The sequence below is a fragment of the Streptomyces sp. NPDC048392 genome (assembly GCF_043200575.1).
Lineage (GTDB): Bacteria > Actinomycetota > Actinomycetes > Streptomycetales > Streptomycetaceae > Streptomyces.
Genome location: NZ_JBICYB010000051.1, coordinates 1 through 19,343, shown reverse-complemented (window position 1 = coordinate 19,343; position 19,343 = coordinate 1). Strand labels below are relative to the sequence as shown.

Here is a 19,343-nt window from a genome sequence, read left to right as displayed (position 1 = left end):
GACGGGCACCGAGGGCCGCCCGCGTGCGGCAGTTCCGGCCGCGGCCCGGCGAGCACCGCCTCGCCCGTGGCGGTGCCGACCTGCCGGGTGACCCGCGGGACCGCGACCCCGCTTCCGCGGAGGTCTCCTACCCCATCGGGGGAGCAGCCGGCCCCAGCCCACGCCGGGTGCGAGGGCGCCGATCCCGCCGCGCAGCCGTCTCCGGCCCCCCGGGGGCGTCGCACCCGGCGCCTGCCCCCTTTCCGTTCCCCGCCCTACTCCTACTCCTACTCCTCTACTCCTCGTCCTCGTCTACTCCTCGTCCTCGTCCTCGTCGTCCAGCCGGGCGAGCCAGGTGGCGAGGCGTTCGACGGGCACCTCGAAGTCCGGGTTGAGGTCGACGAACGTGCGCAGCTGTGCGGCGAGCCACTCGAAGGTGACCTCTTCCTCGCCGCGCCGCTTCTCCAGTTCCTCGATGCCGCGGTCGGTGAAGTACATGTGGTGTTCTCCTGCGTGCGTCCGTGTGCCGAATTCGCCCCCAAGACTATGCAGACGCCGCCGCGCGGCGCCGGGTCGGAACCGAGGCGGAACCGGACCGGAACTCCCGTCACGCCCTGCGCGGCGCGGGCCGGACGAGGGCGGGCGCGCCGTGGGCGGTCAACAGGGCACCCACAGTGGTCCAGCCGCCGCTGCGGTGCCGGGCGCCCCACGCCATGAGCGGCACCCCGGCCGCCACCTGGGCCAGGGCGAGGGCCCGGCCGCCCGGTCCGTACTCTCCGGGCGGCCGTACGGCGAGGCTCGCGGTGTCGCGCCATCGCGTCCCGGCGGTCCACCGGGTGCCGGGCAGGGCGCCGGCGCGCTCGCGGAGGCGGTCGGCGGGGTCGCCGGGGTCGAGTCCGGCCGGCAGCCGGACTCCCGCGCGCGTGAGGACCGCGAGCAGACCGCGGACCCTCGCGCGGGCGTCGGCCCCGGGGTCGGGTCTCGTCAGCCGGTCCAGGGACGCGAGATCGAGGACCGGGTCCAGGCCGAGCCGGGCGGCGAAGGTGCGCATCGCCTCGTCCTCGCCGGCCGGCGTGCCGCCCGCGAGCCACACGTAGCCCACCGGGCGGCGGAATCCGGAGGCGAGGGCGTATCCGGCCCGGTCGGCGTCCCACCACAGGGCGAGTACGGGCCACGGGACGCCGACGGCGAGCGCCGCGGCCCAGCCGGTGACCACCCGGTCGACCGGTTCGCCGCCGTCGCGCCAGGGCCCGCCCGCCGGAACGAGCGCGCTCCATTCCTCGCCGGCCCGGACCAGCGGCATCCGTTCGCCCAGCAGGGGGGCGACGGCGGCGACGGAGTCCGGCGCGGCGCGGCAGAGCAGCAGGGCGCCGGGAGCGGGAGCGGAGGCGGACTCTTCCGTCGACATGTTCACAAGCTAGGGCAAAGGAGCCTGCCCGGCCGATCGTTGATCGCCAGAACGGGTGTCTTGACTTTCCACGACCGCGATATATCGTGAATTACGAAGGACGCGATATGGCGCGTTCGGTCGAGGAGGTCTTCACCATGTCCGAGTGGTCCGTCGCGGAGCCCGGGAAGCTCACCTTCGACGAGTCCGTGAGCCGGCTCCACGTACGCATCGTCGGTGGAACGGTGAACGTGGTGGGCACTGACGAGAGTTCCGCCCGCCTGGAGGTTTCCGAGATCGAGGGGCCGCCCCTGATCGTGACCCACCAGGACGGCGTGCTCACGGTCGCCTACGAGGACCTGCCCTGGAAGGGCTTCCTCAAGTGGCTTGACCGCGAGGGCTGGCGGCGCAGCGCGGTGGTCTCCCTGGCAGTGCCGGTCGGCACCCGCGTGGAAGTGGGCGCGGTCAGCGCCGCGGCGGTCGTCTCCGGTCTCGATGGCCCGGCCGAGGTGAAGGGCGTCTCCGGGGACACCACGCTGGTGAGCCTCGCGGGCCCCGTCCGCGCGGACACCGTCTCGGGGAACGTGGAGGCGCAGGCCCTCACCGGAGACCTGCGCTTCAACTCCGTCTCCGGCGACCTGACGGTGGTGGAGGCGGGCTCCTCCGTGCGGGCCGACTCGGTGAGCGGGTCGATGATCGTCGACCTTGACCCGGCCGGCGGGCCCACCGACATCAGCCTGAACAGCGTGTCGGGCGAGATCGCGATCCGGCTGCCCCAGCCGGCCGACGCCCGGGTCGAGGCGAACACGGCCAGCGGCATGGTCTCCAGCGCCTTCGAGGACCTCCGGGTGGGCGGCCAGTGGGGGGCCAAACGCATCACCGGCCGGCTCGGCGCGGGCAACGGCAGTCTGAAGGCCACCACGGTCTCCGGCTCGATCGCCCTGCTCCGCCGTCCGGCGACGGAGGACACACCGTGGGAGCAGGAGCCACGGGACACCGGCCCGGCGGACCACGCACAGGGCGACTCGGGGGACAATCCCCCTTCCGTCCGGGACCACGGCGCCACCGGCGCTCCTTCCGACGGCACGACCGACAAGAAGGTGCTCTGACATGCCCCCCGTCTTCGCCCACGGCCGACTCCGCCTCTATCTCCTCAAGCTCCTGGACGAGGCCCCGCGTCACGGTTACGAGGTGATCCGGCTCCTCGAAGAGCGCTTCCAGGGCCTCTACGCCCCGTCCGCGGGCACGGTGTACCCGCGCCTTGCCAAGCTGGAGGCGGAGGGCCTGGTCACGCACACCACCGAGGGTGGCCGCAAGGTGTACGCCATCACGGACGCCGGCCGCGCCGAGCTGGCCGACCGCACCGGCGAGCTGGCCGATCTGGAGCTGGAGATCCGGGAGTCGGTCGCCGAGCTGGCCGCCGAGATCCGGGCCGACGTGCGGGGCGCGGCCGGCGATCTGCGGCGGGAGATGCGGGCGGCGGCCACCGCGGCCCGACGGGGCACCGGCTCCGGAGCACACGACGAGGGAAGCGGCTTCGCCGGGGACGCCGACGAGAAGGATGCCTGGCGGGCCGCCAAGGAGGAGATGCGGCGGGTCAAGCAGGAGTGGAAGGAGCAGGCCCGCCGCGCCAAGGACGAGAGCCGCCGCGCCCGCGACGAGGCCCAGCGGGCCCGGCGTCAGGCGAAGGAGGCCCAGGAGCGGGCCCGGGCCCAGGCGCAGGAGGAGGTCCAGCGCATCGCCCAGCGCGTGCAGGAACAGGTACAGGACCACTTCTCGCGGGGTGACTGGCCGACGGGGCTGCGCGAGGGCCTGAGCGAACTGGCCAGGGAGGTCGGGGACTTCGGCAAGGACTTCGGCAAGGAGTTCGGCAAGGACTGGGGCTTCGGCCGTCCCGACGCCGGAGGCACCACCCCGCGGACCGAGCACTCCCCCGGCCCCGAGCGCTCCCCCGGCCCCGAGTACTCCGTCACCCCCGAGGACTTCCCCGCCGGATACGCCCCGAGCTGGGCCCATGAGGACGCCGCGGAGTCCACCGGGGACCCGGCCCGTGATCTGGACCGGCTGCTCGACCGCTTCCGGGACGACATCCGCGACACCGCCCGGGACCACGGCGTGACGGCCGACCAACTGCACGACGCCCGCCGTCGGCTCTCGGACGCCGCGGCGCACATCGGCGCGATCCTGCGGACACCGAAGGCCTGATGTCCGGCACGGCACAGCGCGGCGCCCCGGCACGCCACCGGAGGCGCCGCGCGCATCGGTCAGGCGCAGGCCTCGCCGGCCGTCCCGCCGCCCAGCACCCTGGTCAGCGACTCGTGGGTCACCCCGTGGTCGGCGAGCACCTCGCCGGGCGCACCGGGGCGGAGGGTCAGAGCGAGGAGGAGGTGCTCGTCCCCGATGCAGCGGTCGCGCCGGGCGACGGCGACCCGCAGCGCCTTCTCCAGGACCTCCTTGGCGCCACGGCTGAAGCCGCGGTGCCCGGACCACCGGCGGGGGCGGTACGGCGGACCGGGCGGCGCACGCGAACGGCGGGCCCGGAGAACCGGACCCGCCGCACGTGTGGGAGAGCGTCAGCAGTTGCTGAGCACGATCTTGCCGAACTGCCCACCGGAGGCCATCCGCTCGAAACCCTCACGGGCCCGGTCCATCGGGAGCACCTCGTCGATCACGGGACGCACGCCGGTGGCGGCGCAGAAGGACAGCAGGTCCTCCAGCTCGTCCTTGGTGCCCATCGTGGAGCCGACCACCTTGAGCTCCAGGAAGAAGATCCGGGTCAGCTCCGCGTGGGAGGGCCGGTCGCCGCTGGTGGCACCGGAGATGACCAGCGTGCCGCCCGGCCGCAGCGACTTCACCGAGTGGGACCAGGTGGCGGCGCCCACGGTCTCGATGACGGCGTCGACCCGCCGCGGCAGCCGCGCGCCCGGCTCGACGGCCTCGACGGCACCCAGCTCCAGGGCACGCTTCCGCTTCGTCTCGTCCCGGCTGGTCGCGAAGACCCGCAGCCCGGCCGCCTTGCCGAGCACGATCGCGGCCGTGGCCACCCCGCCACCGGCACCCTGCACCAGCACGGAGTCACCCGGACGCACCCCGGCGTTGGTGAACAGCATCCGGTACGCCGTCAGCCAGGCGGTCGGCAGACAGGCCGCCTCCTCGAAGGAGAGCTCCTTCGGCTTGGGCAGGATGTTCCAGGTCGGCACGGCGACCCGCTCGGCGAACGTCCCCGGGTAGCGCTCGGTGAGGATGGAGCGGGGCTCCCTGGGGCCGACGCCGTGGCCGGTCTGGCCGATCACGGAGTGCAGGACGACCTCGTTGCCGTCCGCGTCGATCCCGGCGGCGTCGCACCCGAGGATCATCGGCAGCCGGTCCTCCGGCAGGCCGACGCCGCGCAGGGACCACAGGTCGTGGTGGTTGAGGGAGGCGGCCCTGACATCGACGACGCTCCAGCCGGGACGGGCCTCGGGAGCCGGAAGCTCTCCCGACTCCAGACCGGTCAGCGGCTGGTCGCGGTCGATTCGGGCGGCGTAGACAGCGAACATGACCTTGACGATAGGTCCCGCACCGGTCATCCGAAACGGCCCACCGGTGTGACACACGCCCTCTTGCGCACCACACGCAGCTGCGGGCGGTCGCGCCCTCCCCGTGCCTGAACGGCCTGGCAGTCACCCGTCGGCCTGGCAGGCACCCGTCCAGCAGCGGCTCGCGGTCCCACCCACTCACGCCCGGGCCGGCACAGGCACAGGCGTCGGCACCGCACCCGCACCCGCACCCGCACCCGCACCCGCACCCGCACCCGCAGGCCAACGGCCCCGCCCGCAGGGACGAGGCCGCTCACCGCATCACACCGTCACCGGCGCGCAACACCCTCCGCCCGAGCCGCCGCAGCGACCGCCGCCGTAACGGCCGGCGCGACCCGCTCGTCGAACGGGGACGGGATCACGTAGTCCGCGGCGAGGTCGTCCCCGACCACGGACGCCAGCGCCTCGGCCGCCGCGAGCTTCATGCCCTCGGTGATCCGCGACGCCCGCACCTGGAGCGCGCCCGCGAAGATGCCCGGGAACGCCAGCACGTTGTTGATCTGGTTCGGGAAGTCCGAGCGCCCCGTCGCGACGACCGCCGCGTACTTGTGGGCGACCTCCGGATGCACCTCGGGGTTCGGGTTGGCCATCGCGAAGACGAACGCGCCCTCGGCCATCGAGGCCACCGCCGGCTCCGGCACCGTACCGCCGCTGACGCCGATGAAGACGTCGGCACCGGACAGGGCCGCCTCCAGCGAGCCGGACAGCCCACCCTTGTTGGTGAAGCCGGCCAAATCCCGCTTGACCGGGGTCAGGTCGTCCCGGTCGGCCGAGACGACGCCCTTGCGGTCGGCGACCGCGACGTCTCCGATACCGGCCTCCACCAGCATCCGGGCGATGGCGACACCGGCCGCGCCCGCGCCCGAGATCACCGCCCGCAGCTCACCGAGCGTCCGCCCGCTCAGCCGCGCCGCGTTCCGCAGTGCCGCCAGCGTCACGACCGCCGTGCCGTGCTGGTCGTCGTGGAAGACCGGGATGTCGAGGCGCTCCTGGAGCTTGCGCTCGATCTCGAAGCACCGCGGGGCCGAGATGTCCTCGAGGTTGATGCCACCGAAGGAGGGCGCCAGCCGGACCACGGTCTCGACGATCTCGTCGGCGTCCGTGCAGTTCAGGGCGATCGGGACCGCGTCCACGCCGCCGAACTGCTTGAAGAGGATGGCCTTCCCCTCCATCACCGGGAGGGATGCCTCGGGCCCGATGTCCCCGAGCCCCAGCACCGCCGTACCGTCCGTCACGACCGCGACGACCGACGACTTCCAGGTGTAGTCGTGGACGAGGTCGGGCTGCTCGGCGATCGCGCTGCACACTTTCGCGACGCCGGGCGTGTACGCCAGGGACAGGTCGTCCTTGTCACGGACCGGCACGGTGGCCTGCACGGCCATCTTGCCGCCGCGGTGCAGCGCGAACGCGGGGTCGAAGGAGTCGAGCGGCTCGGCGCCCGCCCCCTGGTCCGCACCGGCTTCGCTGTCGCTGCGAGGATTGACGATCTCCGCTGCCACTTTGTCTTACCCCTTAGGAGTTCATGGTTTGAGGGTTCCACTCCTGGTGAGGAATGGGCGGGCACCGCACAGGGAGATGGCTGTCCGGGCCACGAGGACCCCTGCGCGACGGGCGCGCCGCACACGCGCCCTGAGCCCCTGATGAGGGGTGTAAAGAACCTTCTTACCCGACCGGCACCCCCGGCGACGAGTCGGATAAGCGCAAGCTCACATGTCGGACCCCGAACGCCGCATGTCGGTGACATGGCTCATAGCCAGGGTTCCGGACAACCTCCCGGCGCCTCTTGACAGACCTGAGGACAACATCTGCGCCAGCCCTGCCCACCCGCGATCCATGTTCGGATAACAAGAAATTCCGCAGATCTTCCGGCCGGAAGGGCAGATTCCCGTAAAGGTTCGGTCGTGATGTACCGACCTGGTGCGGTTCGGGGGGTGACCCGTTATCCGATTTTGACATGACGGCCCCCCTGAATGGCCGAGTCCGAATGGCAAGATGCCGTAATCACACGAGGTCGCGGCACTCGAAGGTGTGTGCTCTCGTCGACCCACGGCGCCTGCCGGTCCCCCGGCCGGCGTCCCGTCCCATCGGCAACTCCCTCATCCGCCGGAGGAACCCACCATGACCGCAAGCTCCACCCGTCGTACGACCGCCGCGCACTCCCGGCTAGCAGCGGTCGGTGCGATCGCGGTCGCAGGCGCTCTGCTGCTCACCGGATGCGGCGACCAGACCGAGAACAGCGACTCCGGCAGCAACGACAACCAGTCCGCGAGCGGTGCTCCGCTGGCCGACAAGCTGCCGCAGTCCATCCGTGACAAGGGCACCGTCAAGGTCGGCTCCGACATCGCGTACGCCCCGGTCGAGTTCAAGGACGACTCCGGCAAGACGGTCGGCATCGACCCCGATCTCGCGGACGCCCTGGGCAAGCAGCTCGGTGTGAAGTTCGAGTTCGAGAACGGCACCTTCGACACCCTGATCACCGGTCTGCGCTCCAAGCGGTACGACATCGCCATGTCCGCGATGACCGACACCAAGAACCGCCAGGAGGGCGTCGACTCCGACACCGGCAAGAAGGTCGGCCAGGGCGTCGACTTCGTCGACTACTTCACCGCCGGTGTCTCGGTCTACACCAAGAAGGGCGACGACCAGGGCATCAAGACCTGGGCCGACCTGTGCGGCAAGAAGCTCGTGCTCCAGCGCGGCACGGTCTCCGAGGACCTCGCCAAGGCCGAGAGCGAGAAGTGCCCCGCCGGAAAGAAGATCTCCATGGAGGCCTTCGACAACGACCAGCAGGCCCAGACCCGCCTGCGGGCGGGCGGCGCCGACGCCGGCTCCTCCGACTTCCCGGTCGCGGCGTACGCGGTGAAGACCTCCGGCGGCGGCAAGGACTTCGAGCTCGTCGGCGAGCAGGTCGAGGCCGCCCCGTACGGCATCGCGGTCGCCAAGGACAACACCCAGCTGCGCGACGCCCTGAAGGCGGCGCTGGACGCGGTGATCGCGAACGGCGAATACAAGAAGATCATGGACAAGTGGGGCGTGGCGGAAGGCGCCGTCACGGAAGCCACCATCAACGGCGGCAAGTGACCGCGCGGCGGGCACTGAAAGGCAACATCCGTGACTGTTGACATCGACAAGACGACGGGCGGCCCGGCCGGCACCCCGCCGGCCGGACCGGAGGCCATCAAGGCCATCCCGGTCCGGCACTACGGGCGGTACGTCTCCGCGGTCGTCGCGATCGCGCTACTGGCCGCGGTCGTCTACGCGTTCTCCCAGGGCAAGATCAACTGGGGTGCCATCCCGGACTACTTCTTCGACGACCGCATTCTGACCGGCATGGGCAAGACGCTCCTGATCACCGTCCTCGCGATGCTGATCGGCGTCGTCGGCGGCATCCTGCTCGCCGTGATGCGGCTGTCGAAGAACCCGGTGACCTCGTCCATCTCGTGGTTCTACATCTGGTTCTTCCGCGGCACGCCCGTCCTGGTGCAGCTGGTCGTCTGGTTCAACCTCGGCCTGGTCTTCGAGTACATCAACCTGGGGCCGTTCTACCGCGACGAGTGGTCGGACTTCATGACGCCGTTCCTGACGGCGCTGCTCGGTCTCGGCCTCAACGAGGCCGCGTACATGGCGGAGATCTGCCGCGCGGGCCTGCTCGCCGTCGACGAGGGCCAGACCGAGGCGGCGCACGCGCTCGGCATGAGCCACGCCAGGACGCTGCGCCGGATCGTGGTCCCGCAGGCGATGCGCGTGATCGTGCCGCCGACGGGCAACGAGGTCATCAACATGCTGAAGACGACCTCCCTCGTGTCGGTCGTCCAGTACGCGGAGTTGTTCCGGGTCGCCCAGGACATCGGCCAGACCTCCGGCTCGCCGGCCGAGATGCTGTTCCTGGCGGCGGCCTGGTACCTGCTGCTGACCTCGCTGTTCAGCATCGGCCAGTACTACCTGGAGCGTTACTACGCCCGTGGCTCCAGCCGTCAGCTGCCGGCGACCCCGTGGCAGAAGGTCAAGGCGAACATGATCTCCCTGGGCCGCCCGAAGGGAGGCATGGCATGAGTGAGAAGCCCGGCAAGACGGACGGCGCCCCCGTGCGCGACTCCGCCGTCCCCATGGTCAGGGCGGAGGGCGTCCACAAGTCCTTCGGCGCCGTCGAGGTCCTCAAGGGCATCGACCTGGAGGTGAAGCAGGGCGAGGTGTTCTGCCTCATCGGCCCCTCCGGCTCCGGCAAGTCGACGTTCCTGCGCTGCATCAACCACCTGGAGAAGATCAACGCCGGGCGGCTGTACGTCGACGGCGAGCTGGTCGGCTACCGCCAGAAGGGTGACAAGCTCTACGAGCTGAAGGACAGCGAGGTCGCCGTCAAGCGCCGGGACATCGGCATGGTCTTCCAGCGCTTCAACCTGTTCCCGCACATGACGGCGCTGGAGAACGTCATGGAGGCGCCGGTACAGGTCAAGGGCGTGAGCAAGGCTCAGGCCAGGGAGCGCGCACGCGGGCTCCTGGAGCGCGTGGGCCTGGGCGACAAGGCCGGCAACTACCCCTCGCAGCTGTCCGGCGGCCAGCAGCAGCGCGTCGCCATCGCACGGGCCCTGGCCATGGACCCGAAGCTGATGCTCTTCGACGAGCCGACCTCGGCGCTCGACCCCGAGCTGGTCGGTGACGTCCTCGACGTCATGCGCGACCTCGCCGAGTCCGGTATGACGATGGTCGTCGTCACCCACGAGATGGGCTTCGCCCGCGAGGTCGGCGACAGCCTGGTCTTCATGGACGACGGCGTGGTGGTCGAGTCGGGCAACCCGCGCGACGTCCTGACCGATCCGCAGCACGACCGGACGAAGGCGTTCCTGTCCAAGGTCCTCTGAAGTCGCACCAGCAGGGGCGGTACGGGTCTTCTCCCGTACCGCCCCTGCTGGTCGTGGGCGTCATCGGCTCACTTCAGCGCCAGCAGCAGGGTGTCCGACGGCGAGCACCACACCGGCCGCGCCTCGCCGAAGCCCTTCTCGCGCAGCACGCGCGCGTGCCATGCCGCCGAGGGCGTGTCGCCGTCGGCGTGCTCCCCGTAGATCTCGAAGCGGCGGGCGGCGGGCCCGGCGAGCACCGGGTCCTTGGCGACGAGCTGCCACCACCGGGCCCAGTCGAGCGCGCCCCCGTCCTTGGCGGCGTCCATCCGCGCGTGCCGCCGGGCACGCTCGGCCGCGTTGATCCGGGGCGTCGTGTCGTCGGTCATGTGGTCCGCGTTCATGAAGACACCACCGTCGCGGACCAGCCCCGCGACCCGACCGTAGAGATCCGCGAGGGGTTCGGCGTGGAACCAGTGCAGGGCCGTGGCGGTCAGCACGGCGTCGTACGACCCGTACGGCAGCTTGGCCGGCCAGTCGCGGTCCTTGAGGTCGGCGGTGACGAAGGAGACCCGCTCGTCGCCCGCGAAGGTGCCCTCGGCGATGGCGAGGAGCGCGGGGTCGAGGTCCACGCCGGTACCGGTGGCCTCCGGGAACCGGGCGAGCAGCCGGGCCGTGATGGTGCCGGTGCCGCAGGCCAGGTCGAGCACGCGAGGTGCCGGGCCGACCAGCGCCCCGACCATGTCGAGCATGATTCGGAACCGGTCCTCGCGGTCAGGCATGTACCACTCCTGCTGCCGGTCCCAGCTCTGCTGCCAGGCCTGCCAGTCGGCACCGGCCGCGGTGGTGGCGGTGGTAGCGGTGGTGTCCGCGTTCATCGAGCCCCTCCCTGCCTGCGTGACGTAATACCCTAGAAGTGCGATCATCTATTACCTGATCGCAGGCATGACCATAGAGCCTCTTCGTAAGGACTGCAAGTGGAACTGGCCTATTACTCGGACTACGCCGTGCGTCTCGTCAACACCGAGGAACCATCGCGGGGGCAGGACTCCCTGACCTCGGTGGAGGCCGTCCGCGAGCTCTTCGGCGCCAACCATTCGGCGGCCCGGCGCGCCACCGAGGCCGACGTGACGCGCTTCCGCTCGGTCCGGGGGCGGCTGCGCGCGGTCTTCGAGGCGGCCGACGGCGGCGACGAGACCCTCGCCGTGGACCTGCTGAACTCACTGCTCCTGGAGTTCCCGGTGAGCCCGCAGATCTCCGGCCACGACCACCGCGCGGACGACGGCAGCCCGCTGTGGCACATGCACCTGGCGGACCACCCCTCCAACGCGACCGCGGGCTTCGCGGCCATCGCGGCGATGGGGCTGGCCTTCCACCTCACCGAGTACGGCGTGGACCGGCTGGGTCTGTGCGAGGCGGCTCCCTGCCGCAACGCCTACCTTGACACCTCCACCAACCGCTCCCGGCGCTACTGCTCCGACCGCTGCGCCACCCGCGCCAACGTGGCGGCCTACCGCGCCCGCAAGCGCCTGGAGGCGGACCGGTCGGCCGGCACCGGCCTGACCGCCGACAACGCCCAGCGGACCACGGCGAACGGCGAGCGCTGACCCGCCCGCGGCGGCCGGTACCGGAACCGCACCCTGCCCAGCACCAGCTCCTGCGGCACCACCCCGTAGTCGGTGCTGTCCCCACCCGCGAACGCGTTGTCCCCGAGCACCCACCAGCCGGCCCCGCGCCGTTCGGCCGCCCGCTTGACCACGAGCAGGTCCTGCTGGAAGGGGTGCCGCAGCACGACCACGTCGCCCGGCCGGACCCGCGCCCCCCAGTGCACGAGCAGCACGTCCCCGTGGTGCAGCGTGGGCACCATCGACGGGCCGGTCACCTCGGCCGGCCCGAAGGGCAACGCCCCTCGGGCCCGCTCGGTCTCCTGCGGCAGTTGCTCCGGCATCACCCGGCACCTCCCCGGTCTTTCCTCCACCAGTCTCAGTCTCACCCCGGACTTTTGTCCTAAGCCCACGGGGGCACTCGCGAAATCGGGCCTCCCAGGGAGTAATGTCCCCCCTGAGAAGACGATCACGAGGAAGGAACGCTTCATGCTTTCCCGCCTGTTTGCCCCCAAGGTCACGGTCAGCGCCCACTGCGACCTGCCCTGCGGCGTGTACGACCCGGCCCAGGCCCGCATCGAGGCGGAGTCGGTGAAGGCCGTCCAGGAGAAGATGGCCGGCAACGACGACCCGCACTTCCAGACGCGTGCCACGGTCATCAAGGAGCAGCGCGCCGAGCTCGCGAAGCACCACGTCTCCGTGCTGTGGAGCGACTACTTCAAGCCGCCGCACTTCGAGAAGTACCCGGAGCTGCACCAGCTGGTCAACGACACCCTGAAGGCCCTGTCGGCCGCCAAGGGCTCGAAGGACCCGGCGACCGGCCAGAAGGCCCTGGACTACATCGCCCAGATCGACAAGATCTTCTGGGAGACCAAGAAGGCTTGATCTTCGCCTAGGCCGTCTGACCTGCGGTTTCGCGGGTCGCATCGCCTACCTGTCCGCACCCGGTCCGCAGGCCGCCGAGAACGGCGTCCATGACGGAGCGGGTGCGGTCTTCTTCGCCCGGCCACAGGTGCGCGTAGATCCGCAGCGTGATGACGGCGGACGCGTGGCCGAGGACCATCTGGACCTGCTTGACGCTCGCTCCGCCGGCGATGAGCGCGGAGGCGTAGAAGTGCCGCAGGTCGTGGGTCACCATGTGCGGCAGCTCGACGGGCTTGCGCCCCTCACGCTTGGCCGCCTCGTCCTCCTCCGCCTGGAGCGCCCTGCGAGCGCAGTTCCACTCGGTCTTCCAACGGCGGTAGTTGAGGGGCTCGCCCTCCTCCATGGTGAACAGCCACTCCCTGGAGGGGCGTGCGGCGAGATGCGCAAGGAGCGCGTCCGTGACGACCTCGCCGACTGGAACCGTCCGCCGGGACTTCGCGGTCTTCGGCGGGCCGATCTTCCCGGACTGGAGCCGCTGCCGGTCGACCCGGATGGTGCCGGCCTTGAAGTCGACGTCCGACACCTTCAGGCCGAGCAGCTCGCCTATGCGAAGCCCTGACCCGGCGAGGGTGACGACGGCCGCGCGGATGTACGGCGGCATCACCCGTGCCATCGCCTCGACCTGCTCGACCGTGGGCGGAGTGACCTCCTCATCCGGCATGACGGGGAGGGTGATCCTGCGGCACGGGCTGGAGGCGATGACCTTGTCATCCACGGCTGCCGTCATGACGCGCACGAGGACGTCGTAGACGTTCCGCAAGCTGCCGGGCCCGAGCTGGTCAGATAGGTGCTTGAAGAGCACCTGTATGTCGTTGCGGCGTATCGCCGCCATGGCGCGGGCTCCGAGCGCCGGTACGAGGTGGAGCCGCAGCGCATTGTCCGTGATGCGCTCGCCCGCCTCACTGGCGATGAGCGAGCCCTCCCACTTCTCGGCGTACTTCTCGAAGGTGACGCGGCCGGCGCGCGGGTCGACGTACTGGCCGGTGACCACGCTGGCCGTGACCTCATCGAGCCAGCGCTGGGCGTCGAGCTTGCGGTCGAAGTGGCGAGCGTGCTCCTTGCCGTCGAGATCGCGGTAGCGGGCCCGCCATTTGCCGTTGGGCCGCTTCTGGGCGTTCGCCAAGTGACTTCCCCTTCATGCTGGTTGTCAGTAGTGACCCCCGTCCTCGATGTCGCCGCTGAGGAGACGGGCGTCTCGCTCGTCGCCCATGAGACGGAGGCACTGCTCGTGGATCGCCCGCGAGCTGTCCGAGTGGGCCTTGATGTGGTCGGCGACGGCGACCACGGCACGGTGCAGACGATCGCGGGCGTCACGGGTTTCGTAGAACGCTTCGACGGCTTCCTGGACGAGCCGCCGGCTGTCGACGTCGAGCCCTTCGAGGGGCGGCGACATCAGCTCTTCGAGGGGGAGCTCGAAGACGCGGGAGAAGGCGAGCGCCTCGTCGAGGTTGATCCGGCGACGGGGTGAGCCGTTCTCGATGCGCCACACGGCCGTCTGGTTCATCTTCACTCCGGCTCTGGTCACGCGTTCGGCCAGCTCGGTTGTGCTCCACCCTCTGACCTCGCGCTCCAGGGCCACGCGGCCCGCCACGTTGCCTTCGCTGTAGAGCAGCGGCACTTCGCCGCCCTCGGCCTTCTCGCTTGCCATCGAACCTCCATCGCGACCGTCGCTATCCAAATTGAAACATGGGCTTCCCGGTTTGGCTAACCGCCGATCATGAGGTACTGATTATGCAGATCGAATCGCCACCTAGCCGAATGGGAACGCATGCGATACCTGACCACCGCCGAGGTCGCCGAGCGCTACCGCACCGCCGAGAGCACCGTCCGCTACTGGCGCCAGCTCAAGAAGGGACCGCGCGGCATCAAGGTCGGCAAGCGGGTGCTCTACCCCGAGGCCGAACTGCTGCGCTACGAGCGCGCGCTGATCGACGGCGAGCACGAGTGGGGCCTGGCCTCATGAGCCGCCGCCCCGCCCAGACGCAGGAACGGCCCCCGGCGCGTCAACGCCGAGGGCCGGGAATTCCCCTGCACGTCGCCCATCCCTGAACGAACGAACCGGTGAGAGGCGGGACCTTGCCCGTCTCGCCTCCACCCGAGAGGAACGTCTATGAAGGACCCTACGTCCCCCGCCGCCTCGAACACATCCGGTGTTGTCTGGCCGCCCATCGCAGTCCCGGGCCAGGGCCTGCCTCGTGACCGGGAAGCACGCCCCGCCGTCGGAGGTCCGGCCACCGATGCTCCGCACCGGAGCACGCGCGATTCGCGACCTGCCAAGGTCAGTGCCCCGACGACCGCGTCGGGCAGCGCAGGCGAGCCTGATCCAGGCGGACCAGAGATCCAAGACGGTGGCGGGGCGGCAGGCGAAGGCGCCACGCTGCTGGACGACCTCCGTACGGCGATCGGGCGGTACGTGGTGCTGCCGAGCGACGAGGCCCTGACCGCCGTCACCCTCTGGGTCGCGGCTTCCCACATCCAGCCCGGCCTCCAGCACGCGCCACGGCTGGCGGTGGTCGGGCCGACCAAGGGGTGCGGCAAGTCCCGTCTCCTGGACGTTCTCTACGAGACCGTCCACCAGCCGATGATGACGGTGAACACCTCCCCCGCGGTCGTCTTCCGCGTCATCGGCAAGAATCCGCCGACGCTGCTGGTGGACGAGGCCGACACCATCTTCGGCCCCAAGGCAGGCGACAAGGAGGACCTGCGCGGCCTGCTGAACGCCGGACACCAGCGCAACCGGCCGGCCTGGCGGATCTCCGGGCCGGAGCACAAGCCGACCGCGTTCCCCACCTTCGCGATGGCCGCGTTGGCCGGTATCGGCGATCTGCCGGACACGATCATGGACCGCGCGATCGTGATCCGCATGCAGAAGCGGAAGCCGGGCGAGCGGATCACCCCATTCCGCTCGCGGTACTCCGTTCCGGAACTGCACGCGCTGCGCGACCGGCTGGCCGACTGGCTGGTCCCGCTGCGCGGCACCGTCGCGGGTTCGGTGCCGAAGATGCCCGTCGAGGACCGCGCCGCCGATACATGGGAGCCGCTCGTCATCGTCGCCGATCTCGCCGGCGGGCACTGGCCAGCGCGGGCACGTGCGGCCTGTCTGGCGATGACGCGCAGCGAGGTGGCCCAGGACGAGCAGACGACGCTGAAGACGCGGCTGCTGCGCGACATCCGCCGTGCCTTCGATCAGGAGGGCGGTAGGGAGGCTTTGCGCAGTCAGGACCTGCTCGCCGTGCTCATCCAGGACGCCGAGGCCCCGTGGGCGGAGTACGGCACGAAGGGGCTCAACGCCTATCACCTGGCGAACTTGTTGCGCGACTTCGGTATCAGCCCGGCCAACCACCGGTTCGAAAACGGCAGGCAGGCCAAGGCGTACGCCCGTAACCAGTTCGTGGACTCCTGGGCCCGCTACTGCCCTGACCCCGCCCCATCGGTACCCAGCGCCGGGGTCCCGGCACGACCGGCCCAGGGCAGGCCGCCCGCCCCTCCGTCCGGGACGCTGCCCACCGGCACGTCGGGAGGGCCCGCAGGCCATAGGCCCACTCGCTGACTCCAGGTCCGCATCAATCCGTCGCATCCGTCCCCGCGCAGGTCAGCGCGGGGACGGATCTCCGCGGCGTTACGGATCACTCCGTACCTGCGGTCGTCTCCGTACCTGTGCTGACCAGCCACGCGACGGATGCGACGGATGCGACGACGCACCACTCCACACGACTGACGGAGCACCACCATGCCCGAATCGAACGCCGACGACACCACCTCCCGCCGCCGCAGGAAACTGTTCAGGCTCACCCGACGACCAGCAGCAAGCTGGAGCGAACGAGCCTCTAACGAGGCTTCGTCCGCGCTTGCCCCCGCCCCAGGGGTGGCGGAGGACAAGGCCGAGCGCCAAGGGGCGCCCGAGCCGGAGGAGGGAGTGGTTGAGGACTCTTGCCGGCCCACAGCCGACCCCGTAGCTTCTCGCAATCCGCCAGCCGATGTCCCACCGCTCGTCGAGCAGCCGTCCTGGCGTGATCTCGACGCCCCCGTCCTGCCCGCGCAGATGAACCGCAAGCGCACCGTGGAGAAGCGCGACCAGGAGAAGACCATCCGCTTCACGCGCACTGCGGTCCAGGTGATCAGCGCCGCCGCTCACCAGCGCGGTCAGAGGTTCGCCGGATTCGTCGGGGACGCGGCCCTGGCTGTTGCGCAGGGCAAGGCGGGGATGGTCGGCAGTCCGGAGGACGATCCTCTGCGCCCACTGATCGAGGCCGTCGAGGCGCACACGGTCGCGCTGAACCGCATCGGCGGCAACCTCAACCAGATCACCGCAGCCATCAACCGAGGAACCTTGCCCGAACGCGCCGAGACGGTTCTCGACCGCGTCGAGCAAGCAGCGCAGAACAGCTTCCACCTCATCGACCAACTCCTGGCGGGAGGAAAGGTTCATGGTTCCTGACGTCTCCACCGGCTCCGACAGCCGCGGACTGATCGCCTACCTCTTCGGCCCCGGCCGCCGCGACGAACACACCAACCCCCACATCGTCGCCGCCTGGGACATGGCCGGCGCCCCCGACCCCGGCCGCGACCCGGCAGCAACCTACTCCCAGCTCGCCAAACGCCTCGACCACCACGTCGACCTCCGCACCCGCGAGCTCGGCGGCAAGAAGCCACCGCAGCACGTCTGGCACTGCCCGGTCCGCACCGCGCCCGGCGACCGCTACCTCACCGACACCGAGTGGGCCGAGGTAGCCCACCGCGTCGTGCATGCCACGGGCATCGCCCCTGAAGGCGACGAGAGGGCATGCCGATGGATCGCAGTGCGCCACGCCGACGACCACATCCACATCATGGCTACCACCGTCCGCGCCGACGGACGCCGCCCACGCACCCACCAGGACGGCCGACGGGCCCAGGCGGAGTGCCGCAGGATCGAGGCCGAGTTCGGCCTGCGCCGCCTGAAGTCCGGTGACCTCACCGCGCCTCGCACCCCCACCGGTGCCGAACGCGCCAAGGCCGAGCGCCAAGGCCAGACCGTGACAGCACGACAGTGGCTGCGCGAGCGGGCATACGCCGTCGCCGCCGCCGTGCAGACCGAGGCCGACTACTTCACCGTGCTGCAGTCCCTCGGCATCAAGGTCAAGACACGCCTCGGCCCCGAGAGCGGCGACGTGATCGGCTACAGCCTCGCCGCACCCGGCGACACCAACAGCGCCGGCGAACCCGTCTGGTACGGCGGATCGAAGCTCTCCCCCGACCTCTCCATCAATCGCCTCCGCGAAAACCTCACCGACCAGGAGATAGCCGACCGCCCGCGGTTCGTAGCAGATCCCGCCGAGCCGTGGCAGCACACCATCGCCGCGATACAGACGGCACACACCGCCCTCGACTCCGACGACGATGCCGCCGCCCAGGCCCACCTCGCCGCCTTCGGCGGCGCCCTCTACAACATCGCCAGCGCCACACCCGGCCCGCACCGCGCAGAGCTACGCGCAGCAGCCACGGCGTTCAACCGCGCCCGCCGATCCGCCACCCGCGCGGACCACCAGGCCGCTACCGCCCTGCGCCAAGCCGCCAAGGAACTCACCTATGCCTCCAACGAGCCCGGCGGACTCGCCATCGCCCTGCTCTTCGCCACCGTGCACCTGGCGCGCGCAGCCGCCAAGTGGCACGAGCAGCGAGGCCACCAACAGCAAGCCGCAGCAGCCGACGAAGCCTTCCGCCACCTCCAGGCCGGCTACCAGCAGGCCGCCACCCCCGTCCTGGCAGACCTGAGCCGCCGCACCCCACGAGCCGAGACGGCCCGCCGCTTCGAGAAGGACCTCCGCGCAGCCATCCCCGACGACGCCGACCGCATCATGGCCGACCCTTCCTGGCCTGCGCTGACCACCACCCTCGCTCGCGCTGAAGCCAACGGCAACAACGTCCGCCGCCTTCTCTCCGAGTTGGGCTCCCAGCGCCAGCAATCCAGCGCCGAATACCCTGCCGAGACTCTCAACTGGCGCGTCATCGCCCAACCGAACCGACGAACCCAAGCGGCTCGAAGCCGAAGCAGCATCAGCAAAACAACGTCCGTATCTACCACACCACGCGCCTCGGCCTCTCCAGTTACAAGGAAGTCATCTCGTTTGTCGTGATCGTGCGGGAGCATTAGCCGCCGACGATCGTTGACCGTCTCTTGCCGGAAGACCTGTAGGAGTTGCTCCAAGGGGGTGGTGCCCTCCGCGAGCGGAGGGCACCACCGGGCGAGGGCTGACACCGGCCTCGATCGCGAGGTACTGGCGCGATCAAGTTTATAACGACGTCGGGTTGCGCACGGAACCAACGGTGGTCCGGCTTTGGGTCGCCAACGCTGACATAAGGAGCATTTTCATGCGGCTCACCGTAGCGGTGGTCCAGCAACTGTTGGAGCAGAATGAGGGCTTCACGGCCCGTACGGAAACCAGCCAGAAGAACTACAGTGAATTTCGCACATACCGGATCGCCGGCGGCCAACTGATCTACGACTCGTCGGGAAAGACGTCGTGGGCGGACAGCCGCTTCAGTCATAAGGACCAGATCGCCAACATCGACACGACTCGGTACTTCTTGCGGAAGTATCTGCATCGCCTCAACATTGACGGGCTGCAATAGCTCGGCTATGTAGGTTACGAAACCCGCTCTGTTCGTGAGCTAACCGTCAAGAATGCCACCATCAAGTTCGGCGTCCTTGCGGATCAACGCCAAGGGACTCCACGCACCCTCACCTCACGCCGGTGAGTCCTCGATCTTCGGACCACTGCCAGCGCCGGGTGGCTCGGTGGACTGCTCCGGCCGTCCCCGGAAGGCAGCTCCCTTCGCAGTCCGTGATTCGACACGCTCCACAATGCGGTCGATGACGCGCTGTGGATCTTTCCATTTCATCGCCAGGCGGTCATGGTCCATCCCATGTTCCGCGATGATGTCCCGGAGTTGTTCGAGGGTTAGAGGTTGTCTCACGTGGTGTGATGCTCGTGCGGCATGATGTCGGTCGTGAGTGCTGATCTGTCGAAGCGGTTGGTTCCTGACGAACTCTGGT

At 70.1% G+C, this 19,343-nt stretch carries 20 protein-coding genes and 2 pseudogenes; 12 read left to right on the top strand and 10 right to left on the bottom strand.

Features of this window, described 5'->3' with window-relative positions:
• Positions 1-291: 291 nt before the first annotated feature.
• Both ACGFYH_RS34350 and ACGFYH_RS34345 read right to left on the bottom strand, forming a co-directional pair.
• A complete protein-coding gene (locus ACGFYH_RS34350; RefSeq protein ID WP_393807082.1) occupies positions 292-477 on the bottom strand; it encodes a DUF6104 family protein in 186 nt (61 codons plus the stop codon).
• A 109-nt stretch (positions 478-586) separates the two neighbouring features.
• A complete protein-coding gene (locus tag ACGFYH_RS34345; RefSeq protein ID WP_393807081.1) occupies positions 587-1,387 on the bottom strand; it encodes a hypothetical protein in 801 nt (266 codons plus the stop codon).
• A gap of 137 nt (positions 1,388-1,524) precedes the next feature.
• Between ACGFYH_RS34345 and ACGFYH_RS34340 the strand changes: the two genes are divergently transcribed.
• Positions 1,525-2,475, top strand: coding sequence for a DUF4097 domain-containing protein (locus ACGFYH_RS34340; protein WP_393807090.1), 951 nt, complete (start codon positions 1,525-1,527; stop codon positions 2,473-2,475).
• A 1-nt stretch (position 2,476) separates the two neighbouring features.
• Positions 2,477-3,571, top strand: a complete 1,095-nt coding sequence (locus tag ACGFYH_RS34335; protein WP_393807080.1) for a helix-turn-helix transcriptional regulator — start codon at positions 2,477-2,479, stop codon at positions 3,569-3,571.
• Positions 3,572-3,630: 59 nt separating this feature from the next.
• On the opposite strand, the pseudogene ACGFYH_RS34330 reads toward ACGFYH_RS34335, so the two are convergent.
• From ACGFYH_RS34330 to ACGFYH_RS34320, 3 genes and pseudogenes are all read right to left on the bottom strand, one after another.
• Positions 3,631-3,861 (bottom strand): annotated as a pseudogene (locus ACGFYH_RS34330) (Clp protease N-terminal domain-containing protein); the annotation flags it as partial.
• Positions 3,862-3,939: 78 nt separating this feature from the next.
• Positions 3,940-4,905: a zinc-binding dehydrogenase gene (locus ACGFYH_RS34325; protein ID WP_393807079.1), complete on the bottom strand. Its 966-nt coding sequence runs from the start codon at positions 4,903-4,905 to the stop codon at positions 3,940-3,942.
• A 308-nt stretch (positions 4,906-5,213) separates the two neighbouring features.
• Positions 5,214-6,443 (bottom strand): NADP-dependent malic enzyme, encoded by a 1,230-nt coding sequence (locus tag ACGFYH_RS34320; RefSeq protein WP_393807078.1) that lies wholly within the window; start codon positions 6,441-6,443, stop codon positions 5,214-5,216.
• A gap of 619 nt (positions 6,444-7,062) precedes the next feature.
• Here ACGFYH_RS34320 and ACGFYH_RS34315 point away from each other — a divergent pair.
• The 3 genes from ACGFYH_RS34315 to ACGFYH_RS34305 are packed head-to-tail and all read left to right on the top strand — an operon-like array spanning position 7,063 to position 9,803.
• Positions 7,063-8,025, top strand: coding sequence for an ABC transporter substrate-binding protein (locus ACGFYH_RS34315; protein WP_393807077.1), 963 nt, complete (start codon positions 7,063-7,065; stop codon positions 8,023-8,025).
• Between the two features lie 30 nt (positions 8,026-8,055).
• Entirely contained in the window at positions 8,056-8,997 is a 942-nt protein-coding gene (locus tag ACGFYH_RS34310) for an amino acid ABC transporter permease (protein ID WP_393807076.1), read from the top strand.
• 53 nt (positions 8,998-9,050) lie between these two features.
• Positions 9,051-9,803, top strand: coding sequence for an amino acid ABC transporter ATP-binding protein (locus tag ACGFYH_RS34305; RefSeq protein ID WP_393807089.1), 753 nt, complete (start codon positions 9,051-9,053; stop codon positions 9,801-9,803).
• Positions 9,804-9,871: 68 nt separating this feature from the next.
• On the opposite strand, the gene ACGFYH_RS34300 is transcribed toward ACGFYH_RS34305, so the two are convergent.
• Positions 9,872-10,657: a class I SAM-dependent methyltransferase gene (locus ACGFYH_RS34300; protein WP_393807075.1), complete on the bottom strand. Its 786-nt coding sequence runs from the start codon at positions 10,655-10,657 to the stop codon at positions 9,872-9,874.
• A gap of 99 nt (positions 10,658-10,756) precedes the next feature.
• Here ACGFYH_RS34300 and ACGFYH_RS34295 point away from each other — a divergent pair, with 99 nt between their 5' ends.
• The gene (locus ACGFYH_RS34295) at positions 10,757-11,386 is read left to right on the top strand and encodes a CGNR zinc finger domain-containing protein (RefSeq protein WP_393807074.1); all 630 of its coding nucleotides are present in this window, start codon (positions 10,757-10,759) and stop codon (positions 11,384-11,386) included.
• On the opposite strand, the gene sodX is transcribed toward ACGFYH_RS34295, so the two are convergent.
• Positions 11,290-11,727: a nickel-type superoxide dismutase maturation protease gene (sodX, locus tag ACGFYH_RS34290; protein WP_393807073.1), complete on the bottom strand. Its 438-nt coding sequence runs from the start codon at positions 11,725-11,727 to the stop codon at positions 11,290-11,292. The genes ACGFYH_RS34295 and sodX overlap by 97 nt on opposite strands.
• Positions 11,728-11,872: 145 nt before the next feature.
• On the opposite strand from sodX, the gene sodN reads away from it, so the two are divergent.
• On the top strand, positions 11,873-12,268 hold the full coding sequence (gene sodN, locus ACGFYH_RS34285; RefSeq protein ID WP_003973716.1) for a superoxide dismutase, Ni: 396 nt from the start codon (positions 11,873-11,875) through the stop codon (positions 12,266-12,268).
• A 7-nt stretch (positions 12,269-12,275) separates the two neighbouring features.
• On the opposite strand, the gene ACGFYH_RS34280 is transcribed toward sodN, so the two are convergent.
• Together ACGFYH_RS34280 and ACGFYH_RS34275 are read right to left on the bottom strand one after the other, a co-directional pair.
• A complete protein-coding gene (locus ACGFYH_RS34280; protein WP_393807072.1) occupies positions 12,276-13,430 on the bottom strand; it encodes a tyrosine-type recombinase/integrase in 1,155 nt (384 codons plus the stop codon).
• A 24-nt stretch (positions 13,431-13,454) separates the two neighbouring features.
• Positions 13,455-13,955 (bottom strand): helix-turn-helix transcriptional regulator, encoded by a 501-nt coding sequence (locus ACGFYH_RS34275; RefSeq protein ID WP_393807071.1) that lies wholly within the window; start codon positions 13,953-13,955, stop codon positions 13,455-13,457.
• Positions 13,956-14,075: 120 nt separating this feature from the next.
• Here ACGFYH_RS34275 and ACGFYH_RS34270 point away from each other — a divergent pair, with 120 nt between their 5' ends.
• The 5 genes from ACGFYH_RS34270 (at position 14,076) to ACGFYH_RS34250 (ending at position 18,919) form a co-directional block, all read left to right on the top strand.
• Positions 14,076-14,270: a helix-turn-helix domain-containing protein gene (locus ACGFYH_RS34270; RefSeq protein WP_283517288.1), complete on the top strand. Its 195-nt coding sequence runs from the start codon at positions 14,076-14,078 to the stop codon at positions 14,268-14,270.
• A 147-nt stretch (positions 14,271-14,417) separates the two neighbouring features.
• On the top strand, positions 14,418-15,857 hold the full coding sequence (locus ACGFYH_RS34265) for a DUF3631 domain-containing protein (protein ID WP_393807070.1): 1,440 nt from the start codon (positions 14,418-14,420) through the stop codon (positions 15,855-15,857).
• A 315-nt stretch (positions 15,858-16,172) separates the two neighbouring features.
• A complete protein-coding gene (locus ACGFYH_RS34260; RefSeq protein ID WP_283517471.1) occupies positions 16,173-16,745 on the top strand; it encodes a hypothetical protein in 573 nt (190 codons plus the stop codon).
• The gene (locus ACGFYH_RS34255) at positions 16,735-18,423 is read left to right on the top strand and encodes a relaxase/mobilization nuclease domain-containing protein (protein ID WP_393807069.1); all 1,689 of its coding nucleotides are present in this window, start codon (positions 16,735-16,737) and stop codon (positions 18,421-18,423) included. The genes ACGFYH_RS34260 and ACGFYH_RS34255 overlap by 11 nt, the downstream gene beginning before the upstream one ends.
• 235 nt (positions 18,424-18,658) lie before the next feature.
• A complete protein-coding gene (locus ACGFYH_RS34250; RefSeq protein WP_393807068.1) occupies positions 18,659-18,919 on the top strand; it encodes a hypothetical protein in 261 nt (86 codons plus the stop codon).
• Positions 18,920-19,033: 114 nt separating this feature from the next.
• On the opposite strand, the pseudogene ACGFYH_RS34245 reads toward ACGFYH_RS34250, so the two are convergent.
• Positions 19,034-19,343, bottom strand: a pseudogene (locus ACGFYH_RS34245) (hypothetical protein); the annotation flags it as partial.